Origin of the sequence: Aeromonas sp. 1HA1 (assembly GCF_029237385.1) — a bacterium.
GTDB classification, from domain to species: domain Bacteria; phylum Pseudomonadota; class Gammaproteobacteria; order Enterobacterales; family Aeromonadaceae; genus Aeromonas; species Aeromonas popoffii.
The window spans coordinates 1-5,371 of the sequence record NZ_JAACGC010000127.1 but is presented as its reverse complement, the minus strand read 5'-3'; the positions used below and the strand labels follow the sequence as shown (position 1 = coordinate 5,371).

4 protein-coding genes and 1 pseudogene are annotated in these 5,371 nt (G+C 56.8%); all 5 read right to left on the bottom strand.

The window, feature by feature from the left end; all coding sequences use genetic code 11:
- Positions 1-250: pseudogene (gene hcp1, locus GWQ22_RS20800) on the bottom strand (type VI secretion system effector Hcp1); the annotation flags it as partial.
- A gap of 229 nt (positions 251-479) precedes the next feature.
- The gene (locus tag GWQ22_RS20795) at positions 480-1,010 is read right to left on the bottom strand and encodes a LuxR family transcriptional regulator (RefSeq protein ID WP_275931535.1); all 531 of its coding nucleotides are present in this window, start codon (positions 1,008-1,010) and stop codon (positions 480-482) included.
- A gap of 1,534 nt (positions 1,011-2,544) precedes the next feature.
- Complete coding sequence (locus GWQ22_RS20790; RefSeq protein ID WP_275931534.1) at positions 2,545-3,183, bottom strand: acyltransferase; 639 nt, start codon at positions 3,181-3,183, stop codon at positions 2,545-2,547.
- 78 nt (positions 3,184-3,261) lie between these two features.
- Entirely contained in the window at positions 3,262-4,875 is a 1,614-nt protein-coding gene (locus tag GWQ22_RS20785; protein WP_275931533.1) for a hypothetical protein, read from the bottom strand.
- Positions 4,872-5,371 (bottom strand): hypothetical protein (locus tag GWQ22_RS20780; RefSeq protein WP_275931532.1); only part of this gene is annotated, 500 nt, incomplete at its 5' end. The genes GWQ22_RS20780 and GWQ22_RS20785, both read right to left, overlap by 4 nt.

The window sequence follows — 5,371 nt, the reverse complement described above, 5'->3', positions numbered from 1 at the left end:
AGTTGTACATCAGCGGCACGGCTTTGTTCAGCGCAACAGTGAACTTGAACGGCTTGTGGACACGCTGACCAGCAGGCTGACCGGATTGCGGGTCAGTCGGCACGGTGACAACGTGCTGGAACTCTTGCACCAGCATCTCGTCTTCGTGACCTTGTACGAAGATGTTGCCGACGGAGTCAGAGGTGAAGGCACCGGCAGTGATGTTGCCCTGGGTTTTACCTTCGATGCTGATATAACATGGAGTTGGCATGTGTATGCTCCTAAATAGGTGGGTTAAATGAGCTAGCACTCGACCCAACCCTTAGCAGTGACCGTGCCAACTTTTCGTTTCATTATTTATCAATCACTTACCGCCAATTCATAGCATCAACCGCACAACGCTGAGCAAGTCTTTGCTCAAACAGCGCAGATATCTCAGCAAACATTGCTCAAACAGTGATTTAGCCTGATATGCGGGCAATGAATTGCGCCAGTCAGAGCTATTGACCACCCCCATCCACATTCCCCACTAACGCTGCATCGATATTGAGCCGCACCAGCCCCTGCTTGAGCGCCCAGGATATCGCCTGGCTTTTATTGCTGGCTCCCAGCTTCTCGGCAATACGTTTCAGGTGAAAGGTCACCGTTCTAGGGGTTATGCCCAGGATTTTGGCGATATCACTGACTTGTTTCCCTTCTGCCGCCCACTGGCAGACCTCCAGTTCCCGCAAGCTTAAAGGGTCACGCGGTGGCATTGCTGACGAACACACCCGTGCAACGGCTTCGAAGACATGGCTTGATAGCCAGCTAAGAAAAGGAACCGCGCTAAGCCATTGATGTTCAGTGCGTGGTGTCCGCATGATAAGAGAGAGCAGCCCTACATGGCCATTAGGCCCATGCCAGGGGATCGTGATGCCATCACGCAGACCAGCATCCTGTGCCTGCAGCATCACCTCAAGCCCATCGATATCTTGTTGGTCGCAACACTCGGTGATGAGATTGGTCCACAGAATTGGCGTACTCTGAGTCATCCCTTTGCGCACAACTGGATCGACAGTTAAAGAACCCCAGTTCGTGATAAACCCGCATCCACTCAGCAGGACAGCCGTTGAAAATTCGCACGTCACATTTGCGTAATTGCCCCCAAACTGCGCACTTATTTGCGCACAGGGTACTGCGCAGAAATGACCGAGGTGTAAGTGTGATATTGGGCTCAAGTCTTGTGTGGCAAGGGCTAGAGGGGATTCTGCCTGATAGAAAGGGCCGAGATGAAACTGCGCACATCTCCCACCACTGCGCAATTGCTGACTGCGCAGAAACGAAACGCAATGGAGTGCGCAATTTTAGACCAAGCCTTATGCCACAAGGCCTAGAGAGGAGTTGTCTCTTTTGGAAACTGCGCAATTCCTTCCATTAACTGCGCACTTATTTGCGCACTCCTACTCAAAACTGCGCAGTTGCTGACTGCGTAGAAACGAACAACAACGGATGGCCAACATTGGCCGCACCTGAGATACCAAGTGCTGTAGGGTGATTTGGCACTGGGCAAACTGCGCAGCTGGTGCCTGGCAGTGAAAAACGAACAACAACTTGGAGTTGATGTTTAGGGCAACAAGTAAGTGGCAGAGATACCTCGAGGTTTACTCGGTAGTTCAAGCGGAACTAGGCTTGCTGATCATCTGCCGAATACGCTCCCAGTGAGATCACTATGGGGGTATTTATGGGGGTATATATAAAGCGCGCCGTGAATTTTATTTATATAAAACAGCTATATATGTCAATGATTCGAGAGTGACCCCGGCACCATATAGAATTCAATGACTTAAGGCCACCCAAGCGGGTGGCCTTAAGTTTTTCTGGACCCTCAACATGGTGATGTGTCCACATCGTGTCCACCTAGGTTTAGGTGATCGGGTTGTTGTCGTGTCCACTTCCACTAGGTCAGGACCAAGCGTGACCGGACACACTTCACAGAAAACCTATTTTCCGTGGGGCAGGCCAGCCAGCGCATCCAAGCTGCAGCGCCCTTTCAAATTTTCAGTTATCAAATCTGCCCTCATTGCACCTAACTGGCTGAAACAAAACGCCTTCTATCCGTTCCCTCGCGGCAACCCGGATCCTTCCTGATTATTCAAATCCTCACGGAAAGTCCGACCCTCCCAATACATTCAACAACTTACGTTTTCGACACCGCTAGTCAGACCCCTTTCAAACTGTAAAACCCTGCAATTTCTTTCGATCCTTTCAGATCCTTACCTCGCCCGAGATCCTTTATCTGGCGCGGTCTGGGCCTATGGTTTTGCGGTAATCCACTTTTGCAAAAAATTTTATTGGTGCGGCGCGCAGGCGGGAGCGGAAGAGCGCGGATTCCGTGACGCAGACGCTGCCGTGGGCTTCTCCTCCACGCGCTGGCGGCTGTGAGTAGCCCCGTGCGTCACGTATGATGTGCGTCTGCCTGATGGTGCCCCTAACATGCGGCGCCATTCCCTGGCCATGCTCAGGCGCTATCAGGCAGATAGAAGAAGGCCCCACGATGTGGGGCCTCTTCACCTGAGTGTTGTGCCGTCAATAGGTTAAACGCTCATTCCAAGTAATGTTCGAGCGGATAGGCTTCGCAGGATTACCCACTGCAATGCTCGCAGCTTCGATTTTGCCTGTAACGATAGAACGGGCACCAATCACACAGCCATCTTCTATGTGGGCACCTTTCAAGATCATGGCTTCTTGGCCTATCCACACTTGCGAACCGATGATGATATCTTTCGCTGGGTGGACGCGTGTTCCTGCAGAGTCGTAGATATCGTGGCCATCACTGGTCAGCATCGTGATCCCTGTAGCCAAAAGGGAGTTATCTCCAATGACCAGGCGAGTGCCTTTTTCACGGCATGATAGTTTTCCAGGGCCGGTATTCTTCACATTTCTACCGATTTCTAAGATGCAATCATTCCCCAGTACTTCAATGACCAAACCACGCAAGTTACAGCCTTTGTGAATTATCAAACGATTGCCGCGTCCCTCAATAGTGATGTTACATCTCCGTATCTGGGCATCCTCTACTTGGAAGTGGTTTTCAGTATCACTAATTGAGATTACACACTTTCTCAGGCGGGTATTCGGAGATAGCTGTATCCGATTACCAGAAGATATACGCACCTGATTGAGCAGGTTGATTGCGATTTTTTTCAGAGTTGTTTTCAGAGCCACTGAGCTGTTCCTCAACACATAACAGCGCCATCTTACCATGCTGACACAAGTTGCAACGTCAATAAGCCTTAGATGGCTCTACTCGATGATGGGGGATAGCTGGCCGGCCAACTGCTTGGCCTGTTGGCCATGCCCCGTCATGGCCACGCTGTTCCCGGGTGCTGGCCCACTGCCGTGGGTATGGCTGGCGGTGGTGGCGGCCAGCTGCTCCACCACGTTCATCAGCTGCAATAGCAGCCGAAAGATGTTCACGCTGTCGGTCCCCATCCACGAACGGGGCGCCTCCAGGTGTTGCAGCTCGCCGGCAACGGCCCGGCGCAGCTGGCCCACCACCTCGACCAGATCCCCCGCCGTGGTCTGGCTCATGTTGCCTAGACTTCCCAGGGTGAGATCATCACCTGCCAGCAGCTCGATGGCCCCCAGCGCCTCAATGAGCTTGTACCCGCCGACCTCTTCAACGCTGTGCTGCGCCACTTGCAGCCGATGCTGGCCATGTTCCCCCAGGTAGTCGTCACTCTGGTGGTGCATCTGCAGGGCGCGGTCATGCAGGCGCCGGTCGGTGTGGCGGCAGAGGTTGCCCACGGTATCGGTGCGGCTGAACACCTCGGCCCGCTGCTGCTGCAGTTGCTCGCCCGGGGCGATGTCCGGCAGGGCCCAGCCACTGCCGAGCACGGTACGAATAAAGGGCCGGTCGGCCCGCCCAAAGGCAAAGCCCAGCTCAACCAGGGTCCCCTCGAGGGGGAACTGCAGCAGGCCCTGTTCCGGCCCGCCGAACTGCACCGGCAACGGTACCGCCCGATAAAGGGGCGCGGCCTTGTCCGGCTGGCCATCTTCGCCCAGCAGTTGCACGTCCACCGCATAGCGGGGGCGAAAGGGGTCATTGAGCTGGCCCGCGCTGGCCTGGTCGCTGATGGCCTCGACCCGCCCGAACTTGGGCAGGTGCATCTTGTCGGCCAGCTCCGGAAACTCGCCCTCTATCTTGCGGCGCTCCGGTGATTTGGTGACCTTGCCCGGGGTAGTGGTGGTCAGGGTCATCTCGTCGCCCTTGAGCCGCACCCGCATCACCCGCTTGCCGTTGATGATGGTGCCGGGGCGGATGGACGGCACCGGCGACAGGGTCAGGGTGTCGCCTGCCTGGCGGCCTGACCAAGCAGGATCGAGCGTCACCTCCTTGCCCGCCCAGCGGCTGTGGGCGTGGCTTCCCACAAAGATGGCGCCATCGGGTTGCTGGTACCAGACAAAGTCCGGTACCTCAAAGGCGCGGCCGGCGTTGTCGAGCAGCTGATAGCCGGTGCCGGCGCTGGTGAAGTTGGGGATAGGCCGGTCGGTGTAATCGCAGCCCTGGGGCAGCAGGAAGGTGAGCCCGGTTTGGTCGGTCAGCCAGGCCAGCAGGCCGCGCAGGGTGGCGTGTTGTTGGCTGACTGGCAGGCGAGTGCCCAGAGCGCCGGCCAGCTCGCGGCACAGCAGCTTGCTGGCGCCATTGGCGGCGGGCTGCACGTCATACACGTAGCCGGTGAACCAGCGGCGCAGGTCGGCGTTGTAACCGGTGTCCAGGGTAAAGAGCTGCCCCTTGCTGGCGGTGCCCTCAATGGTCAGGGCGGCGCGGCCACCGGCGTTGAGGTCCAGCACCAGATCGTGGTCGATGAGGTGCACCGGCTGGCCGGCGAGGGTCAGGGAAGTGGAGAGTTTCATGCCAGTATGTCATCCATCGGTTTGAGCACATAACGCTCGAAGCTGCTGAGATCTGGCCCGCCGTCCCCCTTGCCACCGCCCTTGGCGGCGCTGGTGTTGTCGGTGCCCTGGCCCACGGTCGGGGCTGTCTTTGGCAGACGCTGCTCGCGCTTCTCCGGTACCGAGTTGAACTCCTTCAAGGTGAATTGCACCTGCCAGGCCAGCAGCCCTTCTTGTTCGCTGGCGGTGATGCGCCCGGCAAACTTGGCCTGGCGCACCTTCACCGACTTGGCTAAGAGCGACCCGACCCGGTAGACGTGGCGCTTGCCACCATCGCCCTTGGCATCGGCCAGCTCAAACAACCGGCTCAGCATGCGCTCCTCCTTGAATGGGATAAGGCCGGAGATGTCGAGCTCCTTGGCCTTGGCGCCCTGTTCGGCGCTGCTGGTCGAGCTGGTCTGGCCGCTCTGGTCCTTGTCCTGAAACTGCATCGATGCGGAGACCCGCATCGACTTCA